Origin of the sequence: Bacillus sp. FSL M7-0791 (assembly GCF_038627085.1) — a bacterium.
Taxonomy (GTDB): domain Bacteria; phylum Bacillota; class Bacilli; order Bacillales; family Bacillaceae; genus Bacillus; species Bacillus safensis.
This window is the reverse complement of record NZ_CP152022.1, coordinates 472,695-492,811: the sequence shown is the minus strand read 5'-3', so window position 1 is coordinate 492,811 and position 20,117 is coordinate 472,695. Positions and strand designations below refer to the sequence as shown.

18 protein-coding genes and 1 pseudogene are annotated in these 20,117 nt (G+C 42.9%); 6 read left to right on the top strand and 13 right to left on the bottom strand.

The annotated features are described in order from the left end of the window. Positions 1-156: 156 nt before the first annotated feature. The 4 genes and pseudogenes from MHI08_RS02345 to MHI08_RS02330 form a co-directional block, all read right to left on the bottom strand. Complete coding sequence (locus tag MHI08_RS02345) at positions 157-2,343, bottom strand: DNA topoisomerase III (RefSeq protein ID WP_342499958.1); 2,187 nt, start codon at positions 2,341-2,343, stop codon at positions 157-159. Between the two features lie 72 nt (positions 2,344-2,415). Next, the gene (locus MHI08_RS02340; RefSeq protein ID WP_024427347.1) at positions 2,416-3,471 is read right to left on the bottom strand and encodes a tartrate dehydrogenase; all 1,056 of its coding nucleotides are present in this window, start codon (positions 3,469-3,471) and stop codon (positions 2,416-2,418) included. A gap of 98 nt (positions 3,472-3,569) precedes the next feature. Next, positions 3,570-4,503 (bottom strand): annotated as a pseudogene (locus MHI08_RS02335) (DMT family transporter). Continuing rightward, entirely contained in the window at positions 4,493-5,320 is an 828-nt protein-coding gene (locus MHI08_RS02330; protein ID WP_087975295.1) for an AraC family transcriptional regulator, read from the bottom strand. The pseudogene MHI08_RS02335 and the gene MHI08_RS02330 overlap by 11 nt, the downstream one beginning before the upstream one ends. Positions 5,321-5,473: 153 nt before the next feature. On the opposite strand from MHI08_RS02330, the gene MHI08_RS02325 reads away from it, so the two are divergent. Both MHI08_RS02325 and MHI08_RS02320 read left to right on the top strand, forming a co-directional pair. After that, positions 5,474-6,148 carry a GntR family transcriptional regulator gene (locus tag MHI08_RS02325; RefSeq protein WP_342499957.1) on the top strand — a complete coding sequence of 225 codons (675 nt, stop codon included), beginning with the start codon at positions 5,474-5,476 and terminating at the stop codon, positions 6,146-6,148. A 129-nt stretch (positions 6,149-6,277) separates the two neighbouring features. Then, complete coding sequence (locus tag MHI08_RS02320) at positions 6,278-6,574, top strand: DUF3817 domain-containing protein (protein ID WP_008347156.1); 297 nt, start codon at positions 6,278-6,280, stop codon at positions 6,572-6,574. Positions 6,575-6,649: 75 nt separating this feature from the next. Here MHI08_RS02320 and MHI08_RS02315 read toward each other — a convergent pair whose 3' ends face one another. Next, complete coding sequence (locus tag MHI08_RS02315) at positions 6,650-8,902, bottom strand: hypothetical protein (protein WP_342499956.1); 2,253 nt, start codon at positions 8,900-8,902, stop codon at positions 6,650-6,652. Positions 8,903-9,060: 158 nt separating this feature from the next. Here MHI08_RS02315 and MHI08_RS02310 point away from each other — a divergent pair, with 158 nt between their 5' ends. Both MHI08_RS02310 and MHI08_RS02305 read left to right on the top strand, forming a co-directional pair. Beyond that, positions 9,061-9,279, top strand: coding sequence for a hypothetical protein (locus MHI08_RS02310; protein WP_034283837.1), 219 nt, complete (start codon positions 9,061-9,063; stop codon positions 9,277-9,279). Positions 9,280-9,292: 13 nt separating this feature from the next. After that, complete coding sequence (locus MHI08_RS02305) at positions 9,293-9,475, top strand: hypothetical protein (RefSeq protein ID WP_149125971.1); 183 nt, start codon at positions 9,293-9,295, stop codon at positions 9,473-9,475. A gap of 618 nt (positions 9,476-10,093) precedes the next feature. Here the strand turns inward: MHI08_RS02305 and MHI08_RS02300 are convergent. Next, positions 10,094-10,516: a pyridoxamine 5'-phosphate oxidase family protein gene (locus MHI08_RS02300; protein ID WP_056765186.1), complete on the bottom strand. Its 423-nt coding sequence runs from the start codon at positions 10,514-10,516 to the stop codon at positions 10,094-10,096. Positions 10,517-10,810: 294 nt separating this feature from the next. Then, a complete protein-coding gene (locus tag MHI08_RS02295) occupies positions 10,811-11,680 on the bottom strand; it encodes an SDR family oxidoreductase (RefSeq protein ID WP_024425561.1) in 870 nt (289 codons plus the stop codon). 129 nt (positions 11,681-11,809) lie between these two features. On the opposite strand from MHI08_RS02295, the gene MHI08_RS02290 reads away from it, so the two are divergent. Further along, positions 11,810-12,445: a class I SAM-dependent methyltransferase gene (locus tag MHI08_RS02290; protein WP_224426885.1), complete on the top strand. Its 636-nt coding sequence runs from the start codon at positions 11,810-11,812 to the stop codon at positions 12,443-12,445. A gap of 16 nt (positions 12,446-12,461) precedes the next feature. Here the strand turns inward: MHI08_RS02290 and MHI08_RS02285 are convergent, their stop codons facing one another. The 3 genes from MHI08_RS02285 to MHI08_RS02275 form a co-directional block, all read right to left on the bottom strand. Next, complete coding sequence (locus MHI08_RS02285) at positions 12,462-14,549, bottom strand: transcription antiterminator (RefSeq protein WP_056765182.1); 2,088 nt, start codon at positions 14,547-14,549, stop codon at positions 12,462-12,464. A gap of 129 nt (positions 14,550-14,678) precedes the next feature. Then, a complete protein-coding gene (locus tag MHI08_RS02280) occupies positions 14,679-15,761 on the bottom strand; it encodes a C45 family peptidase (protein ID WP_342499955.1) in 1,083 nt (360 codons plus the stop codon). A gap of 89 nt (positions 15,762-15,850) precedes the next feature. Further along, the gene (locus MHI08_RS02275) at positions 15,851-16,483 is read right to left on the bottom strand and encodes a GDSL-type esterase/lipase family protein (RefSeq protein WP_248351456.1); all 633 of its coding nucleotides are present in this window, start codon (positions 16,481-16,483) and stop codon (positions 15,851-15,853) included. A 406-nt stretch (positions 16,484-16,889) separates the two neighbouring features. Between MHI08_RS02275 and MHI08_RS02270 the strand changes: the two genes are divergently transcribed. Next, a complete protein-coding gene (locus MHI08_RS02270) occupies positions 16,890-17,525 on the top strand; it encodes an FMN-dependent NADH-azoreductase (RefSeq protein WP_024425558.1) in 636 nt (211 codons plus the stop codon). Positions 17,526-17,558: 33 nt separating this feature from the next. Here MHI08_RS02270 and MHI08_RS02265 read toward each other — a convergent pair whose 3' ends face one another. The 3 genes from MHI08_RS02265 to pxpB are packed head-to-tail and all read right to left on the bottom strand — an operon-like array spanning position 17,559 to position 20,102. Beyond that, the gene (locus MHI08_RS02265; protein ID WP_024427337.1) at positions 17,559-18,329 is read right to left on the bottom strand and encodes an IclR family transcriptional regulator; all 771 of its coding nucleotides are present in this window, start codon (positions 18,327-18,329) and stop codon (positions 17,559-17,561) included. Further along, a complete protein-coding gene (locus MHI08_RS02260) occupies positions 18,313-19,359 on the bottom strand; it encodes a biotin-dependent carboxyltransferase family protein (protein WP_125587523.1) in 1,047 nt (348 codons plus the stop codon). Before MHI08_RS02260 ends, MHI08_RS02265 begins: the two co-directional genes overlap by 17 nt. Continuing rightward, complete coding sequence (gene pxpB / locus MHI08_RS02255) at positions 19,356-20,102, bottom strand: 5-oxoprolinase subunit PxpB (protein ID WP_125587524.1); 747 nt, start codon at positions 20,100-20,102, stop codon at positions 19,356-19,358. The genes MHI08_RS02260 and pxpB overlap by 4 nt, the downstream gene beginning before the upstream one ends. Between the last annotated feature and the right edge of the window lie 15 nt (positions 20,103-20,117).

Below are 20,117 nucleotides of genomic sequence, written 5' to 3'. Positions count from 1 at the left end.
ATTTATTATAGATTGTTTCTGTTTAAATTTAAATAAATATTTTATACCAAATTACGAGTCTTTTCGCATAGACATTCCCATTTTCAGAAAAACAATATGTCGATATGCTTGATTACATTGGAAAACCCATGCGTTTCCGCATGGGTTTTTATAATACTATTGATCTAATTTTAATTTCTTTAATTGTTCAGCCAGTGCGTTATTGATTGGTTCTTCCACTTTCTTTTGTTTCTTCATATATTTTGACACATCATGCTTACTGGCTCTCTTTTGATTGGATTGTGATTTGCGTTTTTCGAAAACAGACAGTTTTTCTCTATGGCCGCACACACAAGCGAAGATTTTGCCATCGCCTTCTCCGCGCAGCTCGAGCTTTTTATGGCAGTTCGGGCAGCGTGCGTTTGTTTTCTTCGCCACATTTTTACGGTGGCCGCATTCTCGGTCTTGGCACACGAGCATTGTGCCATGTTTTCCATTTACTTTCAGCATAAGTTTTCCGCAGTCCGGACAATGGGTGCCAGTGACATTATCATGCTTAAAGGTTTGGTTCGTCTGTTTGATTTCAGATACGGCTTGTTTTGCATAGGACTTCATTTCACTCATGAATTGAGAAGCCTTCAGCTGTCCTTTTGCGATTTTAGAAAGCTTTTGTTCCCACTCTGCTGTTAATGCTGGAGACTTTAAGTCTTCAGGCACTAAGAAGAGCAGCTGCTTTCCTTTCGATGTGATGAAAATATCTTTGCCCTTTTTCTCGATTAAGAAGCTGTTGAACAGTTTTTCAATGATATCGGCTCTTGTGGCTACTGTCCCTAGTCCGCCTGTTTCACCAAGGGTTTTCACTAAGTCCTTTTCCTGATTTTGCATAAATGCCGCTGGGTTCTCCATAGCGGATAGCAGGGTTGCTTCATTAAAACGGGCAGGAGGTTTCGTTTCTCCTTTTGTTTCTTTCAGCTGGCGCACTTCAAGTGATTGCCCTTCGGAGAGTACCGGCAGATGCTGATCTGCTTCGGCTGATTCCTCGTCTTCATAGGATTCATCATACACGGCTTTCCAGCCGGCTGATTGCACGGTTTTTCCTTTTGCTGTGAATGTTTCACTGCCTATTTTGGCGATCACCGTTGTTTCCTCGTATTCAAAAGGATTCATGAGTACAGCAAGGAATCGTTTGGCAATAAGATCATACAATTTACGCTCTTTATCACTTAATGCACCAGGATACAGCTCTTCCTCGGTTGGAATGATCGCATGGTGATCTGACACTTTTGCATCGTTGACGAAGCCTTTGTGCGCTTTCACACCTGATTGTAAAATGCGGTTCACATGCTGAGCGTACGGTCTGACATTCATTCCTTTTAATCGATCTTTTAATGTAGGAACGATATCCGCTGAAATAAATCGTGAATCTGTACGCGGATATGTCACAAGCTTATGCTGCTCATACAACCGCTGAAGCGTAGATAATGTTTCTTTTGCTGAGAATCCGTAGCGTTTATGCGCATCACGCTGCAATTCAGTCAGGTCGTACAGTCCTGGAGCAAAAGCTTTTTTCGCTGTTTTTTTCAATGCATCGATCACTGCTGGTTTTCCTTTGCAGCCTGCCAAACGCTCTTTTATAACATTCTCTTGGAATGTGCGGTTTTGCTTTGTTTTGGCATCCTGCCATGTCAAGGTAAGTCCATCTACTTGTGCAGTCATTCCATAGAACGGCTTCGGCTGGAATTGCTGAATGTCTTCTTCTCGTTTGGCGATCATGGCAATCGTTGGTGTTTGTACCCGTCCGCAGGAAAGCTGTGCATTGAACTTGGTCGTCAGCGCCCTTGTTGCGTTGATCCCTACAATCCAGTCTGCCTCTGCACGTGCAACCGCTGAGCGATAAAGGTTATCATATTCTCTGCCGTCTTTTAGTCGTTTGAAGCCTTCTTGAATGGCTTTATCCGTAACAGATGAGATCCATAGTCGTTTTAGGGGCTTTTTCACATGCGCTTTTTCAAGAATCCATCTTGCGACAAGCTCCCCTTCACGTCCAGCATCTGTTGCGATGACAATGTCTTTTACATCTTTTCTTGCAAGCTGCGCTTTCACTGCTTGAAATTGTTTGCCTGTCTTTTTCATGACGACAAGCTTGAGCGGCTCTGGAATGATCGGCAAATCCTCCAAACGCCAGGATTGATATTCTTTTCCGTAGCCTTCTGGATCAGCCAGTGTGACCAAATGTCCAAGGGCCCACGTTACAATGTATTGATCTCCTTCTAAAAAACCATTTCCTTTTTTATGACACTTCAGTACACGTGCTAAGTCACGTCCTACTGAAGGTTTCTCTGCTAATACAACTGTTTTTGACACTAGATTTCACATCTCTTTCTTCTATCCATCCTTTTATTATAGCAGACGTGGAGATGTGGTTCTAATGACGGATTATTTCTTCAAGCGCGTGATGATTTCGTTTGTGATTTCTTGTGTTTGATAAGCCCCGCCGATGTCTGCCGTTAAAAAGCCGTCTGCTGTGACTGACTCGATGATTTCGAGCAGGTGTGTACCCAGTTCTTCCTCACCGAAATGATCAAGCATGAGTTTAGCGGTCCAAATTTGACCGATTGGGTTGGCGATTCCTTTTCCTGCAATGTCTGGGGCTGATCCGTGTACAGGCTCAAACATGGATGGATATTTGCCATTCACATTGATGTTGGCGGCAGGCGCCACGCCAATACTTCCCATAATTGCAGCCCCAAGATCAGTTAAAATATCGCCAAATAAATTGCTGGCAACAATCACATCAAATTTCTCTGGTCTTGTCACAAAGAAGGCTGAGAGCGCATCAATGTGCTGCGAGTCTGCTGTCACCTCTGGATAATCCTTTGCTACGTCTTGAAACACTTCATCCCAAAATGGCATTGTATGAACGATTCCGTTCGATTTGGTTGCACTTGTCACATGCTTTCGTCTTTTTTCTGCTAATTGAAAAGCAAAGCGCATGGCTCGCTCTGTCCCTTTTCTTGAGAAAACAGCATTTTGAATGGCAAGCTGATCTTCCCCTTGATAGATGCGGCCTCCGATTTCACTATATTCACCTTCACCGTTTTCTCTTACAACAAGAAGATCGAAATCCTTTGGCTGAGCAAGCGGGGAGCGAATACCGCTCAGCTGTTTTGCAGGTCTAACGTTTATCACCTGCTCAAATTCACGTCTAATTTTAATCAGCAATCCCCAAAGCGATACATGATCCGGCACTAAATTGGCATCTCCGACTGCCCCTAAGAAAATGCTGTCAAAGGCTTTCAGTTGTTCCAATCCATCCTTTGGCATCATTTCGCCATGCTCTAAATAATATTCACAGCTCCATGGAAAATCCTGAAAGGTGAAAGACAGACCGCCATGCACATCTGATATCGCTTTCAAAACTCGGATGGCTTCTGGTACAACTTCCTTTCCAACCCCGTCTCCTGGTATTGCTGCAATTGAAACATGCTTCATTGATTTTTCCCCCTTCGTCATCGGTCGACCGTCGACCATTTAATTCGAGTTTACTAGAGAGTGTCTGTTCTTACAATGGACAAAAGACGCTTTTTTGATCAAAGCGCCTTTTTATCCTGCATCAGCACACGGGGCTTTCTGTTTCTTTCTTCCCGTACTTTTTTTATCTGAAAGCAGCAAACCTCCTAAGGTCAGTGCCGTTCCAAGCGCAGACATAAAGGTCAATCTCTCATGAAGAACGATCATTGAAATAACCATCGTAATAAGGGGCACTCCATAAATATACACACTCGATTTCACCACACCGAGCGTTTTCACGGAAAAACTCCATGTCAGAAAACAAATGGCAGATGCGAAAAGGCCTAAAAACAGCAAGTGGAAGGCAAACGATGGATTCGTCAATCGTTCCCAGTCTAAACGAATTTTAAAATGCCAGATCAGTGGAATCATCCATAGCAGTCCGTAAAAGAAAACACGCCTTGTTACCTGAATGATATGGTAGCCATATTGGTTGATCATCTTCGATAAAATGGAATAGAATGCCCAAACGATGGTGGCCGTTAATGCTAACGCATCACCGAGTGGATTCAATTGAAACGTCGTCATTCCATTCATGCTAATCAGCACAATTCCCGTCATCGCGATGAAAAAGCCTATGAAAAACCGGCTGTGCAGCGGCTCATCTTTTAATAAAAAATAAGCCAATAAAAAAGAGAAGAATGGGACAACGGAGCTGATGACACCTGCATTCGAAGCGAACGTATAAGTAAGTGCGACATTTTCTAAAAAGTAATATAAGACCACACCGCATAAACCTGCCAGCGCAAACATCCCTTCATGCTTTTTACTTCGCACCTTCATGGTGACTGGATAGATGATCATCAGAGCCAAGTACCCTATAAAAAAACGGAAAAATAAAATCTCTGTTGGAGAAAAAGCCGTTAATAATATTTTGGTAGAGATAAAGGTAGATCCCCATAAAAAAATGGTGAACATGGCCGCCAAATGACCAAGCAGCTGTTTATTTTTCATCAGCAGTTACCTGCTTTACAAAAATTTGCTGATACTGCCCTGGCGTGAGTCCAATAAATTCTGAAAAGAAATGACTCAAATGACTTTGATCAGAAAATCCAGCGGAGGCAGCCGCATCTACAGGCTTCACTCCTTGGGCGAGAAGCTCCTTCGCATAGTTCACCCTGACTGTCTGTAAATAACGGTACGGCGTGATGCCTCTGAACTTTGTAAAAGCACGCAGCAATGAATATTTGTTCATAGACACAAGCTCACCTAAGTCATCTAACGAGATATTTTCCGTGAGGTGTGTTTCGATATATTGCTGTACGTCTTGGACTTTTTGTTCGTTGGCATGTGCGGCTGATACTTTTCCCCCTGGGGTATCAGCATAGGCTTCAATCAATTGTTTCATAAAGAAATAGAAGGTTTCCTGTTTATTCAAAGCAGGCGCTTCTTCTGTGATCATTTGATGTAAATCATATAACGGCTTTGTTCGTTCACTTTGTGAAAACACAGGGGCTTTAAAATGCGGCTTGTGCTGAAAGATTTTTTCCAGCACCTCTGCTTCAATATTTAAACAGCGATAATCGAGTGTCCTGTGATCAATTTGTTCACATGCGTGATTATCATACGGATTGAAAAGAAGGATATCACCCTTTTCAATGATGTATTCTTGATTTTGGCAGATCAAACGTCTTTGACCGTCTTCAATAAATCCAATCACATAATATGTATGAAAATGATTCGGGAACTTTTGCATGATGCCATGAAAGCGATACGCCTCTATTTGCAAGTCTTGATCAAAATGTACAGTTCGTTCCTCTTGTGTGTTCATGTCGATCCCTCTTTTCACTGAACTGATCATTAGTGTAGCACACCCTTTTTCTCTTGGATTGTACGATATTGACTTTTCGATGCAGACTTGCCTAGAGGGAAAAACTTGGATAACATGAGACAAAAGATGATGTATAAAAGAGGGAACGATGGTATGAATTCATTCGAGTTGGAAAAACCAGCACCGTATCACATGCAATTTTATGAACAGCTGAAGCAAATGATATTTGATGGCCAGTTTCAGCCAGGAGAGCGCATCAATGAAACACAGCTTGCCAAGCAATTTGGCGTAAGCCGATCACCGGTAAGAGAGGCGATGAGGCTGTTAGAAAAAGACGAGCTTTTAATCGCGGATCATCGCTCAGGCTATTCCGTCTATACATTAACAGAAAAAGATGTCGAGGAGCTTTATCAAATTCGGGCGGCCTTAGAAACACTTGCTGTTGAGCTTGCCTGTAAGGAAGCCTCGCAAAGAGAAATGGATGAAATTGAGCAGGTTCTCACGCAGGCGGACGAAGCGATCAAGCAGCAGCTGCCATCTAAAGAGATCGTCCAGTTACATGAAGCCTTTCACCAAAAAATCATTTTGGCGAGTCACAATGACCGCTTATCCAAACAATTGAATCACGTGAATGCACTCATTCACTATTGCCGCATCTTCCATTTTAGCGGCGGGGCTCGTGCTGAAACCATTCAAAGAGAGCATACAGCCATCTATTCTGAAATAAAAGAGCGCCGCTCCAGAGAAGCGGTTCAAGCAATGACAGAGCATTTATTACATGATGTTATGCACTTAAAGCAAGTACTCTCTGAAACAAACAAAGAGTAAAGGACTTTTCCCATTTTTTAAGCATTCCATGAACATATTTTGAATTTTTCGTAGATTTCAGCATGTCCAGACGATCTTTCGTTTATATTAGAAGATGAGAAACTAGCTTTTATACAGGAGGATTTGTATATGCATACAAGTATTAGCCGTCTTCGACAGGCGGGTTTTATTGAGGGTATGTCTCTTTTAACCCTTCTTTTAATTGCCATGCCTCTAAAATATTTTGCGGATATTCCGATGGCAGTCACTATTGTAGGCTCTCTTCATGGCGCATTGTTTGTCATCTATATGCTCATTTTGGCATATGTGACTTTTAAAGTTCGCTGGCATTTGAAATGGTCCATCGCTGGTTTTTTTGCGGCTTTCATTCCTTTCGGTAACTTCGCCTACGATAAGGTGCTACGCCAATATGATACAAAAGCTTAATCAAAAAGGGCTAAAACGACATTCGTTTTAGCCCCTAGTCTTCACGCTGAAGCGTCCTGATAAAGGAACGCTTTTTTATATTGATGCATATTTCACAATGGCTGCTCGACGCGTCATGTCGTGATATGCCACCCACAATTCATCACCTGGCAGTACGCTAGTGATTGGATCGATTGGCTGTTTCACTTCATACATCACGCCATCTCTCTCAATCTGAATGGTCGCTAACGGCTGGTTGCCGATGACACCAGAAAATGCGACATGGGTCACTTTTGCACTTCCTTGTTTCTCTTGCATAAGACTGATTTCTTTATCCAGCTCTTCTTGTTTTGTCTGCATCGTGATTTGAGTTCCTGGCGCAACCTCCATATGGTCAGGGATGAATTGACTGACCGTTTTTGTAATGGACTGATCTCCGCTAGAAACCGTCACATCCAGCATAATAGGTTTCTGATTATGAATCGTGACTGGATATTGCTTCACCCGCTGGATGGTTCCTGTTAATGTCACGTCTTTCCCCGATCGATTCCGCACTTCATGGCCATAGGCTGCCATTTTGAGCTGGCCGTTGATGTCGACAAGATCGGCTTTTTCTCCTGTTGTAAATTCAAAACCAGCGGCTTGAATCATTGGAATGATATACGTTTTCTGATCCAATTCAAATGTGAGTGATAAGACAGTGCCTCGTCCTACTGTTCCATATGATTCTATATTTCTTAAAACAGCGCCTTTGATGAACTTTGGCTGACTTGGCTGTGAGAAGTCACCTTCTTTTAAGAGCATTGCCTTTTTCTTCTTCGGATCATAGTGAATGACAATACGCTGGCCTGGCTGCGGTATCTGGGTGTAGGATACAACCGTTTTAACCGTCTTTTCTATGCGCTGCCCTTCATATTCAAATTGAAGCCGCATGCTGACAACTGGCTGTTCGTTGATGTAGGTGCCCGTTTCTTTAACAGACACAATATTGGCTTCTAATGTGACACTGTCCTTAATCTTGTTCTTTCTCACCAGTCTCAAAATCGGCGGCAGGAAGATCGCTAGTACAAATAATAACAGCGGGATCAAGATCCATATCGCCCAGTTAAGAATGAGCGGTCCGCCTTTCATGACATATTGCATAAAGGTGTCAAATGATGTTTGGTGAGCAGGGCTTGCGTTTTCGATTGAGATGACTTTTTGCAAAGGAAATTCCTTTAGCTGTTTGCTTTTCGTCTCAAATGCACCCGTTAATTGATTTTCGAATGAATAATAGATCCAATCACTTTTCACATTTTTATGAAAAAATAGTCCTTCTCTGTTTAAATTTTCATATGAAAACGACTGAAAAAGCTTGCTGACAGACGTCGTCTTATTCGTGCGGTGGTTGTAAATATAACCAGTCAGCTTGCCTTTTGCTTCATCCTTTGCTGTAGAGCCTGCAAGAAGAACTTCTTCTTCATTAAGCTGGTAGATAAAGGTTTGATAAATCGGTTTTGGTGTTGGGACGACTTCACCAAGCCCTCCATCTGCATTCACTTTCCTTGGTCTTTTTGGATAGTTAGATTCGACAGCGACGGCAAAGTTTTGGGATGTTCCGATTGTTTTTGCTAGCTGCTTCTCCACTTTATCTTTAATGAGGCTAAACGGTTCAGCGTTTTTGGAGACATAGACCCCAAGCTGATGCTTATCGTTTGAGACTCCGCTGACATATGCTTTCTGGTCATTTTTTAAAGTCAATTCAAATATAGGTATAGGCGTCTGGCCTCTAAAGGAGTTCATGACGGCATCGATGGAAACGGGTCTTGCTGGCAGGTTCAGTTTGTTGAGATTGTGCACATGAAAAAACTGACCATTCTTTAGCTCACCTAGGACGGTAGCGGCACCTTCCATTTCTCCTGTAAACACAAGCCGTCCATTCCATTGATATGTATTCGTTTTTAAAAACGAGGGTATCTGCAAGTTTTGTTTAATGAGCTCTTTCTTTTCTCCGCTAGGCGTTAGTTTCTCGATCAAAAGCTGCCCCTCTTTATTTTTTAAAGCAAGTAAGAGATTGTTACCTTGAATGGATGGCAGCATTTCATTAAACGTATCGCTTTCCGTGGTCCATTCACTGATTATTTTTCCTGATTGAGGATCATACATTACAAAATGGAGCTGCTGGTCTTTTGATACAGCACTCACCACTCGTTTCCCTTCATCAAATGTAAATATTCGTCTGACGTCATATTGCGTCGCTTTCCCTGCTGACAAATCATCTTGGTAATGGTTCCACACCAAGAAACTAAGAATGATTGCTGGAATAAAGAAGACAATATATCTGAGGAAGATGACTGGTACTCTTTTCACTTGATCGCTTCCTTTCTTGAGGTTCCTTTCACTTATACGTCAGTACAGCGAAAATGTTTCATGCTAGAAGAATACCATCAAAGCCTCTAAAATCCATATTTTACAAACTTTGTTGTTTACGATAAAATCCAATCAGATTCAAAAAAGGAGTTATCTCATTGGATAAGCTATCATCAATCATTCTAGCAGCTTGGCTGCGTGTCCCTCGTTGGTTCAAGCAATGGGTACTCGTATCCATTTCCATTTTCTTTTTTTATATGTGTTTTGTAAAGGGGCTGACTAGCTGGCACACCTTGCCGCCTGTCACTTTGCTCTCATGTGTGATTGGTTCCTTCATCATTTGGCTGATGTGGCTTAAGGGACAAAAAAATAAGTGAAAAGAGGACAATGATGAAAAAAACGATTCTATATTTTGCGATCTCTTTTGTTCTGCAATTCGTTTGGTTTGGTCTTGTGCACCCAAATAGAGGCGTGACACTGCTGGATATGTTCATGTTTTCTATTTTGTTTGCGGTGATGTTCTTTTTTATTGAGCGAATTTGGCAGTATCAGAAGAAAGGACAAAGTAAATGATCATGAAGCCCGCTTTATTCACTCTGATGATCTGTGCATTTATCGGCCTGCTGTTAGTATCGAACCCTTTTGGAGGGGACGCTATGCGAATGGTTGCGACCTTTGTTTTTCCTTTTCTTGTGCTCATTGGTTTCGGGGTTCTATTGTTTGACCTAATGAAAAAGGCTGCCAAATAGATGGCAGCCTGTTCCTTACTCTTTTCATGCAAATAAATAATCAATGTTTAATCTCCGTTACGGAGTGTATGAATTAAGATTCGATCATATCAGTGTGTCATATGTGTTCCGAGTGAACCTACGTTTGAAAGTAAACGCCATGGAAGTTCTGGATAACAAGACAACGAAAGCCCTACCTCTCATTCGTCCTTACGGCTCCGAAGCCGCGCCAGTGTGAATTGTAAATCAAAACGTCTTTTTTCCATTCTTCCGCTTTTATAGGGGGCGGGTGCAGAAGGAAAAGAATAAGTTTGTTCGCTTTGACAGCGTCTCGTTCTTATCAAGTAGAAGCTCTATTGCTTCTCATTATGTCATAGAAAAAAGAAAGTTTACTTTCTTTATTTATTTGCTTATTTCAACACTAATATAAAACTATAACACATTCCCCCTGCTTACGCAAGTGTTAAAGTGATAATTCTGCTGGTGTACGGCTTCCTTCATTCATATAACGAATGGAGGTTGGCTCAATCTTCAGAATCACTAGATTCGGATCCTCTTTTCCTTTAAACCATTTCTTCATCTCATCAGACCAAAGACGGTCGATCAGTTCCCGATCATCGGTTAATGTGGCGGTGCCTGCAATCTCTGCATAAGTATCACCGAATCCTTCGCCTGAATATCCAATAAGAATATGAACATTCGGTTTTTTTTCAATTTCTTCTGCTTTATGTGTTTCTTTACTCGTTGGTGTATATAACGTCAGCCCTTCATGGAAAAAAGTCATATAGCGGGTATGCGGCTTATCCTGCTCAACAGTCGCTAGTGTCCCGACCTTTTGTTCATCTAATAGGTTTAATACCTTTTGTTTTAATTCTTCTTGAGACATATCGTTTCACTCCTTCAAAATTTCATCCGTATTCGTAGGTTTCCACGACAGCCCATTCATTAAACAAAGAAATGTGTTTTTCATAAAAAGCGACCTTCTGGCTGATGCTATAGAAAACAGGTTCAATGAAGGGAGAAATTGAACATGCATCATGAAACGATGTTCCATTTAAGTTCACTTGTCATTGCGGCAGTTGTTGTAGGCATTATCGTATGGTCTGTCATATCTGTGCAGAAAAATCGCAAGAAATACTAAAAACACCGCCCAATCAAAGCTGGGCGGTGCCGCGGTAGATCATGTATTCATAAAGGAACCGCCATTTACATGAAGTGTTTGTCCTGTCATATAAGACGATTCATCAGAAGCCAGCAGGACAAAGCAGCCGACATGCTCAACAGGCTGTCCTGGTCTTCCCATTGGGGTTTCTGCGCCGAAGCTTTCCACACTGTCTTCATCAAATGTAGATGGAATGAGCGGCGTCCAAATTGGACCTGGCGCTACACCGTTCACCCGAATCCCATCTTTCACAAGCGATTGTGCCATAGAACGCGTAAAGCCGTTGATGGCTCCTTTTGTCGCCGTATAATCAATCAGCACTGGGTTACCCCGATATGGGTTAATGGATGTTGTATTAATGATGGAGCTTCCCGGTTTTAAATAATCCAGTGCCTTTTTCGTAAAATAGAAATAGGAATAGAAGTTGGTTCTAAAGGTTTGGTGAAGCTGTTCACTCGAAATATCTTGAATACGTTCTTGCGGATGCTGTTCAGCCGCATTATTTACTAAAATGTCTAATTGACCAAAGGCTTCAACTGTTTTTTCTACTGCTTTCTCACAAAAGGCTTCGTCACCGACATCTCCTGCAATCGTTAAGCATTTAACGCCTTCTTGTTCTACACGTTTTTGCGTATCCTCTGCATCCTCATGTTCATTTAAATACACAATGGCAACATGTGCACCTTCCTTTGCATAGGCAACAGATACTGCCCGTCCAATTCCACTATCTCCACCTGTAATCAGTGCCACTTTTCCTTTTAGCTTGCCAGAACCTTGATATGATTCATCCTCAAAGATCGGCGCTGGATTCATTTCTCTTTCACTGCCTGGCTGCTGATCCTGCGTTTGGCGCGGAATGCCATTTGTTAAATATTCACGTAAATCCATGTGTAAGCTCCTCCTTGATTTGTTGATGTATCCTTTCATTACCACCTCATTTTTTCACTCAAACATCATGAAGCTATTCAGATGTGTTCCCGAAAATCAGCATGTTTGAAGAGGGGAAAAATCGGTTACATGATCATCAAAAAGGAGCGTTCTCACATGCTGTCTATTTCGAAAACCTTTAGCAGACCAAAAGGCTGGCTCGGAAGCATTGCTGGACTCATTATGGCAAATGAAAATAAAGCATTGAATCAGTGGGCCATCCGCCACTTAGATTTGACAGATGGTGAAAACATTTTAGAAATTGGCTATGGACCCGGCTACAGTATTAAACATATGCTCAAGCATTATCAAGATCTTCACATTGATGGGCTTGATGCTTCTTCCACCATGCAGGAGCAAGCACAGTCACGCGTCAGCAAACGGGCAAAAGACAAACAGGTTCGGCTGTATGTCGGAAAAATCGAGAAAACACGTCTTCCCGGAGAGCAGTATGATAAAGTGCTGTCTGTTAACAATTTTACGATTTGGGATGATCCAAAAACGGGCTTACTCAATCTTTATCACACCTTGAAACCAGGCGGAACACTCGTTATTGTGATGCAGCCAAGAGAAAAAGGAGCTGATGCAAATCGGACAAAAGAGATGGGTGAAAACATATTAAACGACTTGCAGTTTGCCGGGTTTGACCAATTTTCTATTGAGTATGAAGAAATTCGTCCTACCCTTGCCGTCTGTGTCACAGCAAAAAAGCCGAGAAGCGACTAAGCTCTCGGCCTTTTTCTTACCACTTTGCCTCTTTGACAAATTGATAGAAAAGCTGATGTAATTTCAGTTCAATGTCTTCCTTTGTTCCTTGTCCATAAAGCGCCATGCTTTCTTCACTTTCAATGATGGATGAACTGATCAGACTAAACATTTCTGACCCTTCCTTGCCAAGCTCTTGCGGCGCCAGCATCATGAGCATTCGTGACATCTGCTGCTGCCCGCCATCCATGCTTTTAACCTCATATGCCTGATCAAGATCATAAATATGAAAGATTGGTTCCTTGATGAATGCATGCTTTAAATGATAAAGAGCAAACTCAGTGCCAGGTATGCCTAAGCCGCCTTGCTGTTCACGTTCCAAAAGGCCGCCCGCTACATCATCCGCATGTATGATACACCCTTCCTCTTCAAGCTGACAAAGCAGCTGCCTGATGGTTTCATCATGCTGCGGCATCGTCTTTCTTTTTTCGATGGTAAAATGGGACAGAATGCTGCGAATCACAAACATATAATTCGCCACCTGCTCTGCAACCGCCATCATATCCACGGTTTCTTGCACCAATTCTTTAGGAGATTCTTTTGTTCTTTTTTTCTCGATGATATAAGGAATCTTCCGTTTAATATGAGCCTTCACACGCATGGCATCATCCTCGTTTAAAAGGGGGCTGACCATAATGTAATCGATATGCTCATATGGGATTGGAACGGTCGAGACAATCATGTCATAGCTTGATGCATCGATTTCCTTTAGCTCCATCAAGGAGGATAGATCGAATTTGGCGATCTCCGGCAATTCTTTTTTCAACCGGGAGGCGAGCATTTTCGAGGAACCAATCCCGCTTGAGCAAACAACGAGCGCATGAATTTTTGTTTCTTCTTTTTTGATTTCAAGCACTGAGCCAAAGTGAAGCACAAGAAAGGCGATTTCATCCTCTGGAAATTCAATCTCTGGAAAGAAACGCTCGACTCCTTCTTCAATCGCCATAAACAGCAAAAAGTAGTCTTTTTTTATTTGTTGTGTGAGCGGATTATAGATTCTCATCTTTTCCTTTAGACGGTTCATGGCAGGCTCAAGATGAGACACGAGCCCCTCATACAATGAATCATTTTCATTGAGATGATAGCCGGTTTTATTTGAAATAAAATCAATGAGCTTTTTCGTTCTCAGCGCTATATCCAGCTCAATTTCATCAATACGGTATTCTGCCCCAAAGCTGCGATTTGCACTGCGAAGATGGATGGTCATATATCCGACCTCCGCTTCAGGAATCTCCACATTAAACATGCGTTCAAGCGCCCTTGCCATTCGAAGTGATGATTCAAATTCCTTCGTCCGCTTTAATTCCAGCAGCTCTTCCTCTTCCATTCGAATGGTTTCCCCAAGCTGAATACGTTCGATGGCATAGGTTAAGTGAACAACAAGTGCAATATAGGCACTATCAGATAATGAGAGTGACAGTCGATCTTTCAAATGAAAGAGCAGCCTTTCTACCTTTAGCAGCTGTCCTCTGCTGACAACGCCAAACACCTTTTCCGTTGCTTTCGTTCGATGTTTGATATTCATTTCAATCGTTTCTAAAAATAATTGAATGTCGAGCCGGTCAACAATGAGATTGCCGACAATTTTTCGTTTTGCTTCCTCCGGCCCTTTTAATTCAATGCCGTACCCGCGCTTGCGGATAAGCTGCAAACCGTATGGAGCAATCCACTCCGTTAGTTCATCTAAATCATAGCTGATCGTCGCATTTGTTACCTGCAAGTCAGCTGCGAGTGTGTATAATTTCACCGGTTCCTTCGCTTCAAGCAGCGCACATAGAATTAAGAGCTTTCGTTCATCTGAGCTATATTCGATTTGATCCTCATTTGACATATGAGCAAGAAGCCGCTGTTTATCCTCCTGTTCGCCGACTGCCTTCAAGCCTTTTCCCGGTTGTTTATCTAATGAAAGATGATAATCTTTCAATATTGGTTTAATAGATTTTAGTTCTCTATGGATCGTTCTAGTACTTACCTGAACAGAATCGGCTATCTCACGAATGGTGACATAACGATTTTGCTGAATGATGTATTTAATGACTTTCTGTTCTCGTGCCGTTATGTACATGAAATGCCTCCTTCTGTATAAATAGGTCTATTGTCACACCTTAATATAAAACGCTTTCAACGAGCGATGCAATCTTAAGTTGATCTGAATTTGGCACAGCAGCTGTGACAAAATATAAACAAGGGATCATCAGACACTTCTCCAAAATGACGGTCCATAATCCTTTTGATGAAATTGAACCTTTTGTTTTTGAAAAGGCAGTGAACCCCCGGTTTTTAAAGAATAAGTCGGATTGTATACGGGAGAGCCAAAGCAATAATCGATTGTGCCTTCTTCTGGACGGAACATGACGGTTCGCATCGTTCCAAACAGCTCCTCATAATTGTGTACAGTCAGACCATCAGGATATTCTGTCTGGAACAGTTTCGCAAGAGAATCACTTGATCGTTGCTCTTTTAAAGCTTCCATTAACATATCGTATCTGACAACAGAATGATGTTTGGTCATCCCTTTTGCTGTTTGATCAGCTACCGGATGATTCGTTGCAGCAATATAACCTCTCTCCGGTCTCCTCACCCTTTTTTGACCATCAATGATTTCAATCACAGCCGCCTTTCCTTTTCGATCGGCAAGCATGATATGAACATTTGAGGCAACGGGCATTTCCTCGATAGAGCGAATGGCTTCCTCGACCGTTGGACAGGATTCCAGAACAGAGCGAATCACATGATACACCTGCAAACCGGCGACGGCTGGAGGCTTTAAACCGGGTTCATTGCCAACCGGCGGACCGCAAGCAGAGAAAGTCACAGCAAGACCATGCTCATTCATTCCATCAGATCTGCCAAACAACAGCAGCGACGAGCCTGTATGATATACTGAGCCTTTCACATGTGTCGTCACAAGACGCATATCATCAAAAATCGGGGAGAAATCATAGTTACGCAGCATGACCGTTTGTTGACCGGCCGCCATATTCCCCTGCCTCACACAGTGGGAACAGCCTGGCTGAAGATGAGATGAATAGAAAAAGGTCAAATAACGCTCATCTAATTGCATTTCATCACAAAACCCAGCAATCTCTTCATCTAATTGAGGAAGAAAGGGACGGATCAGCTGCTTCGTTTCTTTCACAGCCTGTTGTGTTACCGGTTCTGTTCGAATATATTGTGTCTTTAGCAACGGGTTCTCCTTAAGCCAGACAGCCTGCTGTTTTCCTACTTCATAAGCCGTTCCTGTCATCTTTTGAAAAAACGCACTGATTTCCTCCATGCCTGCACACCTCTTTCGCCTTCGTTTCTTTTATCATATCGAAACCGTCATATATTGAAAAGGATGAAAAAAACTGCAATCCCACCGGATTACAGCTGTTTACAGTATGCCTTAAACAATGCTTCTGCCATCGCTTCATACCCCTTAGGATTCGGGTGAAATTGATCAATCGATAAGTAGGCTCTTTCATGTCCTTCAAACGCCCGGTACACATCCACAACTTCTACATGCGGATTCGCAGCAAGCAAACGAAGCTGTTGATTATATTGCTGAAGCCACCGACCGGCTATTGGTATTTGTGGAAATGGATTATATAAATTCATGAAATACACGTAGTAGGGCTGATGCTGCCCTCTTTTGATCTGAGCGATTTCTTGAATCATCTTGCTAAAATTCGCCTGGCAATGCGTGACCGCTTGCAGCAGTTTCTTTTCATCTTCACCATCTTCATACTGCTGAACAGCTTGAACAAGGTCATTCCCACAGCCTGTGATGGTGATGATGTCAGCTGCCGCAATCGAACGTCTCACCTCTGACCGTTTGAAGAGCTGTAAAATCTGCTCGGTCGTTAACCCTGATTTTGCAAATACGGACAGCTCAACTGGTGCATGCGTCTTTTTTTCAAGCATCCACCAAAACCGCTGAACAAATCCTCCGCAAAATAAACGCGCCCCCACCCCAACTGTTAAGGAATCTCCAATCGCAACATAGGATCGTCCCACTCTTATCCCTCACTCTCTCCTGCCTTCTCTTATATATACGAAACCGGAGAACAGATGCTTGTAGCAGATGACTTAGGGGCATCCATCTTTTTTTGAGATGCAGCGCCTTTACAAACTCTTTACTTGCGATATCGATCATTTTTTTGTTCAATAAGAGTAGGTTTTTTGCGCTGAAAACTGCGTGTTTACGCGTTCCAGAAAAATTTACAAACTTTTTATCTTGATTTCGAGACTTTTTACCTTGACTTCAAACTACATAGTGATTACAATGAAAATATCAGTTTTCATGTAACTGTGCTTGTTACATCTTTTTCATAGCATTCCAATATGATTAAAGATGCCACATATTCAGTGTACCTTTGGGATACGCTAAAAAAATAACCGAAACAGAAAGGATTGAATGAACATGGCAAAAGTTTTATACATCACTGCACATCCGCATGATGAAACAGTTTCTTACAGTATGGCTACTGCTAAGGCATTTATCGAATCTTATAAGGAAGCAAATCCAAGTGACGAGGTTGTACATATCGATTTGTACAAAGAAAACATCCCTCACATTGATGCAGATGTATTCGCTGGCTGGGGCAAACTTCAATCTGGCGCTGGTTTCGATACACTTTCAGCTGAAGAACAAGCGAAAGTTGCTCGTCTAAACGAATTAAGTGATCAATTCGTTTCTGCTGACAAATATGTATTTGTTTCACCACTTTGGAACTTCTCATTCCCACCAGTTCTTAAAGCATACATCGACTCTGTTGCTGTAGCTGGTAAAACATTCAAATACACTGAGCAAGGTCCTGTTGGATTATTAACAGACAAAAAAGCTCTTCACATCCAAGCACGTGGCGGATACTACTCTGAAGGTCCTGCTGCTGAACTTGAAGCAGGTCACCGTTACCTTGGTACAATCGCTAACTTCTTCGGAATTCCTTCTTTCGAAGGTCTTATCGTTGAAGGCCACAATGCTGAGCCTGCAAAAGCAGAGCAAATTAAAGCAGATGCAATCGAACGTGCGAAAGCTTTAGGAAAAACTTTCTAATAACTGCACACAAAAAGCCAATGATCTTTACGGTCATTGGCTTTTTATTTGTTCAGAAAAGCCTAATTCTCTCGAAATATCACTGGCGGCTTTTTTCACCTGTTTAATTAAGTAAGGTAAGCGTTCTTTTTGATATCCTGCTTCAAATCCTGCAATGCTAATACCTGCTGCCACTTCCCCCAGATGATTGAAAATAGGAGCTCCAATCGCAGCTGTATAGTTTTCAAGCTCAGAATAGCTTAGCGTATATCCCCTCGCATTTGATTCTTCCAGCATGTTTCTTAGAACCTCTTTATCTGTGATGGTCCCAATTCCGATCTTCCCCAGCTCAATTGAGTCAATATAGGCAAGTCTCTCGCTCTCTGGCAAAAAGGAGAGAATACTTCTCGCACAGGCACCCGCATATAGGGGAGACCGTCTGCCAACGGCGGTGTAGAGACGAACAGGCTGCGTACCTTCAATCTTTTCCACGTAAATGGCTTCGTCGCCCTCACGAACAATGAGCTGTACAGCCTCTCCTACTTCATCGCGTAAGCTTTCCATAAATGGTCTTGCAATCCTTCGAATATCAAGGCGGTCCGCCACAAGCTGACCGTATTCAAGGAACATTAAGCCTAATCGATAAACACCTGTTTCTTGCTTTTCTAACAGTCCCATATCGGCTAAAGAGCTCGCCATGCGATGGACAGATGTTTTCGGCATACCGGAAAGCTCGATCATTTCATTTAATGTTAATTGATCGTGAGCGATAAACAGCCGCAAAATCTCCATTGATTTCACAACCGTTTTATTTGTGTTTTGCATCTTCTTCACCTTTTCTAAACGAGAATGCTTCCAGCTTGATTCTTGCGGCCAGCTCCCTCAGTTCTGCTTCTTGCTTAAATAACGCCTGCTCTGCATCCCGATGATCTATTTGTTCAAAATACAGCTTTGCCCCAGGCATCGCCTGTGCAATAAGCGGCAAATCAACAGTCGCTACTTCTCCAATACGCGGGTATCCGCCTGTCGTCTGCCGATCTGCCAGCAGAATAATCGGCTGGCCATCGGGTGGAATTTGAATAGATCCAAAGGCGACAGCTTCTGAGATCAATTCCAGCTTTTCTTTTAAATGAACCGGCTCTCCCTTTAGCCGGCAGCCCATGCGATCTGATTGGGGTGTGACCTGATAAGGCTGCTCAAAAAACGCGGTTTGAGATGTTTCTTGAAAATGAGAAAGATGCCTGCCTGCCAGCACACGAATCACTGGTGATTTCCGCAGCGGTAAAAAATGATCATGACTCACTGTCCAATCGGGTGCGCCGTATCCCGCCTGTTTCACTTTATTTTTCAGCCTATCAAACAAATGATCCGCTACGAGAGACGGCTCTCCAACAGGCAGAACGTCGCCTTTTTCAAGCGGTCGTCCTTTCAGTCCACCGATCCCTGCTCTGACATAGGTGCTTTTGCTCTGCATGACTGGTTCCACATCAAATCCACCTGCCACAGCAAGATAAACGCGGCAGCCTCTCTTACAAAGACCAAAGGTGATCGTACTTCCTGATCGAACAAAGAGCGGCTTCCATAATGGTGCCCGCTCCCCATCAATATCAATCTCAACATCAGCACCAGTGACGGCGATGAGCTGATCCCTCTCACATGTGAGCACAGGCCCCGGCCCCATCAACGTCACTTCCAGCACTGCTTCGTTTTCTTGGTTGCCAGTGAGAATGTTGGCGATTCTAAGTGAGAGCGGGTCCATGCCGCCGCTCGTTAAGACACCATACTTTTGATAGCCTTGCCGCCCTTTATCTTGAATGGTTGTGTAGATTCCTGGCTTGATGACATGAATACTCAACGTTCTGCCTCCTTCATGCTGAAAAATTCCTTTTCAGACATTTGGACAAATCTGACCTCGTCCCCTGCTTTCAATAGACTCGGAATTTCCTCGTCTGGGCGAAAAAGCGGCAGCGGGGTTTGTCCAATGAGCTGCCAGCCCCCGGGTGTGGAAATTGGATAAACACCTGTCTGCTTTCCTGCAATACCAACAGAGCCTTTTGGAATGGACATCCTTGGTGTTTCTCTGCGTGGTGCCGCGATCTTTTCAGACAGCCCGCCTAAAAACGGAAACCCTGGGGCAAATCCAATCATATAGACAAGGTACGTGCCGGCAGTGTGAATACGCACGACTTCTTCTGGCGTTAAACCATTGATACGGGCAACCTCTTCTAAATCAGGGCCCAGCGCTCCCCCGTAACAGACTGGAATGTCAACGGTGCGGCGCTTTACCTGAACTCCCTCCTGCCATTTGTCTTCAAGAAGTTGTTCAATATAGCCTTTGACCCATTCATACGGAGACAGGTCTTGTGTTTGCAGCTGGGCCGATTGATGTACGGTATAAGGCTCGTAAAAAACAGTCACGTTTGTAAAGGCTTGAACTGCTTCTACATACCCTTCAAATGGGTGCTGTTCAATACATGCAAACAGCTGCTCAACACGTGCATGAATCTCCTCACGTATGTCAGCTCCTGCTTGGATGACGATCGCTGCATCTCCCAGCGGGTGATAGGTGATGGAATCTTTTATCGTTGAAAAAGCCACTTGAGGACACCTCTC